Genomic DNA, 2899 nt, shown 5'->3' with positions numbered 1-2899 from the left:
AGAGCGACACGCCGTGGTCGGTGTTCGGCCGGATCGTGGTCGCGCGTGCGCGCCGGCTGTTCGACCGTGCCGGCCAGCGCATCACGCAGCGCACGCTGCGCATCGGCGTGTCGGCGCGGATCTTCCATCCGGAACCGGGCGCGAAGGGGCTGCGCGGCAAGACGCTGCAGTATCTCGAGGAGTCGATCGCCCACTGGGTGATGTCGCGCGATGTGCTCGTGTTCATGATCCCGACCGTCGGCCACCAGGGCATGATTCATCCGAGCAACATCCGCCTGCGCGATTACGCGAAGCATCTCGACGGCCTGCTGCTGCAGGGGGGCGCCGACGTATCGCCGCAAACCTATGCCGCCTCCGACGCCCGCCCTGAATGGCCGGGCGATCGCGTGCGCGACATGTACGAACTCGAGCTGCTGCACGAGTTCGTCGAATCCGGCAAACCCGTCCTCGGCGTGTGCCGCGGCTGCCAGTTGATCAACGTCGCGTTCGGCGGCTCGCTGTACCAGGACATCGCCACCGATGTGCCGACTGCGAATGCGCACGTGAGCGAGCATTACGACCAGCATCGTCACGCGATCCGCTTTCCGGATTCGTCGACGCTTGCGAGCATGTTCCCCGGGCGCAGTGAAGCGATCGTCAACTCGATTCACCATCAGGCGATTCGCGATCTCGGCCGCGATCTGAACATCGAGGCCGTGTCGGCCGGCGACGGGATCATCGAAGGCATTCGCCATCGGCGTTCGCCGTTCGTCGTCGGCGTGCAGTGGCACCCCGAGTTCCATCGTGCCGGCGGCTCGGAGTTGCTCGACTGCACGCCGCTGCTCGATGCGTTCCTGCGCGCGGCGCGCGAAACACGCCTGTAGCAAGCCGCACGCTTCGCGTCTCACGAAGGGCGGCCGCATCCCGATGAATTCGAGATGCGGCCGTTTCGTTTTGAACGATAATCGCGAGTCCCGATTCGTTCGCCGGAGTCTGACGTTGGCTTTCCGAAATTTTTCCCCTGCACGATGCGCAACGTGGATCGTTGCGCTGGCTGCCTGCGCGCAGGCGGGCACGGCCTGGTCTGCCGATGCGACCGCGACTGCCGCCGGCACGCGTCCGGCGGTCACGAGCCTGCGTGGCGACCCTGCGGCAACCAGCGTGGCTGTGACGGATGCGTCCACGCAAGGCAACGTCGCCGAGCTGACGCAGATGCTGCACGACGGCCGGATCGTCGAGATGCGCACGACCTACAACGGCAGCTACGGCGCGAGCCTGATGTTCGATCCGCGCGAGATGACGTACTACGTCGCGCTGTTCCAGGACAAGCACCTGTGGCGCGTGATCCGGTCGCAGGAGAAGAGCCGTGCGGAGATGGTGTACGCGAACTTCGTTCAGCAGACCGTACAACTTGCCGATATCGAGATCCGCCGTACCGAGCTGGAGGCGCAGAAGGCGTTTCTCGAGCGTGTGATCGCGCTGCAGGCGAATCGTGCGCAGCAGTTGCAGGCCGACCTGAGCGTTGCGCGCAGCCAGCAGGCCGAAGTCGCGCAGCGGCAGCGGTCGGCGCAGGAGCAGGCACAGGCGCTGCAGGTCGAGAAGCGGGCCGCGCAGCTGCAGCTGCGCGATCTGCAGGAGCAGGTGCGACAACTCGAGAAGCAGACCGAGACGGGGCTGCCCGCGCATAAGTAACGATTCGTCAGACGGATGCGGAGAGACGAGCAAAACCCGGCGAAGCGAGCTTCGCCGGGTTTTTTTATGGCGCGGCCGTCAGCGTGCAAATGCGTCCGGCGTATCGGTCACGCGGCGGTGGGACAGTTGCGTCGTCCAGTCGAAATTGACCGGAGGGGCGTGCGTTGCGCGGGCTGGCTGCGTAGCGCGCAGCGCGCTTGCCATCGCGATCAGCGTGAGCGGATCGTCGAGTGTGTCGCGTGAATGGGCGATTGCGCGCGGCGCGGTCGCGAGCCGATCGCGTGCCCGGGTGTCGACCGTGTTGCGCCGGACCGGCGGGCGCGCAGCCAGCCGCTGCATGGTCGGGCGCCGGGCCGGTGCCGCTGTCCCGTGCTTGCCGTTCGAACGGGGCGACGAAGCAGTGGCCTGGCGCGGCATGTCGGACGTTGCCTGCGGACGAAGCGATGCCGGATGACGTGTGACGTGGTGCGTGGCCTGCGGTGATCCGGCCGTTGTCGCGACAGGCGCGGCCATCTTGCGCTGCGGCGCAGCGTTCGACGACGTATGCGGCTGAACCGTCGCGACCCGCACGGTGCCGGACGACGACGTTGCGTGATCGGGTGCGCCGTCGGCCGTTTGAATCGCGTAGGCGGGCCCGAGTCCTGCAATGGGTTCATGCGTGGCGATCAGCCAGCCGATGATGCCGAGCGCGCCGATGCTCCAGCAGAGCGCGTACCTCGCACGCCGGTCGCGAGCGCCGCCGGCGATACGGCGGGAGCGCCGGCCGGCGGCGGCAGGCAGTGCAACCGGCGACCCGTCGGAAATCGGGGCGGGCACTGCGATGGGCAGCGGCGCCCAGTGGCACGCGCGGTGCGGCCGGTCCACGTCGATGCAGGACGTCGCCAGTGTCGCGATGCAGTGCTTGCCGGGCTGCGTACCGGGTGCGTCGCGAAAGATCCAGTCGCGGCCGAACGACGGCACGTGATCGAGCGGAGCGACGCGTGGGCGGGCGAGCACGCCTGCAACGGGGACGAGGTGCGATGGGGTCATAGGGCGGTGCGCTACGCGACACGGGCAACCGTACCGGTGCGGCGCGGAACTGTCGTTGCAAATCGAGACATTGTGGTCAGCCGGCGAAGGCCGGTCGATCAGATCAATCTGATTTTTGCTTCCGTTTCGGGACGACTTGTACGAGGAGAACGCTGCGAGGGCAACGGCAGGGGCGACACAAGGCAAATGTCGGGTTGGC

The 2899-nt window shown here is 67.3% G+C and carries 3 protein-coding genes; 2 read left to right on the top strand and 1 reads right to left on the bottom strand.

The annotated features are described in order from the left end of the window. Both JYJ84_RS32980 and JYJ84_RS32975 read left to right on the top strand, forming a co-directional pair. A partial coding sequence (locus JYJ84_RS32980; RefSeq protein WP_205190006.1) for a gamma-glutamyl-gamma-aminobutyrate hydrolase family protein occupies positions 1 to 863 on the top strand: 863 nt, incomplete at its 5' end. A 115-nt stretch (positions 864 to 978) separates the two neighbouring features. After that, complete coding sequence (locus JYJ84_RS32975; protein WP_205190005.1) at positions 979 to 1671, top strand: DUF2968 domain-containing protein; 693 nt, start codon at positions 979 to 981, stop codon at positions 1669 to 1671. A gap of 78 nt (positions 1672 to 1749) precedes the next feature. Here the strand turns inward: JYJ84_RS32975 and JYJ84_RS32970 are convergent, their stop codons facing one another. Next, positions 1750 to 2700, bottom strand: a complete 951-nt coding sequence (locus tag JYJ84_RS32970) for a hypothetical protein (RefSeq protein ID WP_175223450.1) — start codon at positions 2698 to 2700, stop codon at positions 1750 to 1752. Positions 2701 to 2899 lie beyond the last annotated feature (199 nt).

The organism is Burkholderia sp. LMG 13014, assembly GCF_905232215.1.
Lineage (GTDB): Bacteria > Pseudomonadota > Gammaproteobacteria > Burkholderiales > Burkholderiaceae > Burkholderia.
Note: the sequence above shows the minus strand (reverse complement) of the source record. Positions and strands in the feature narration are given on the sequence as shown.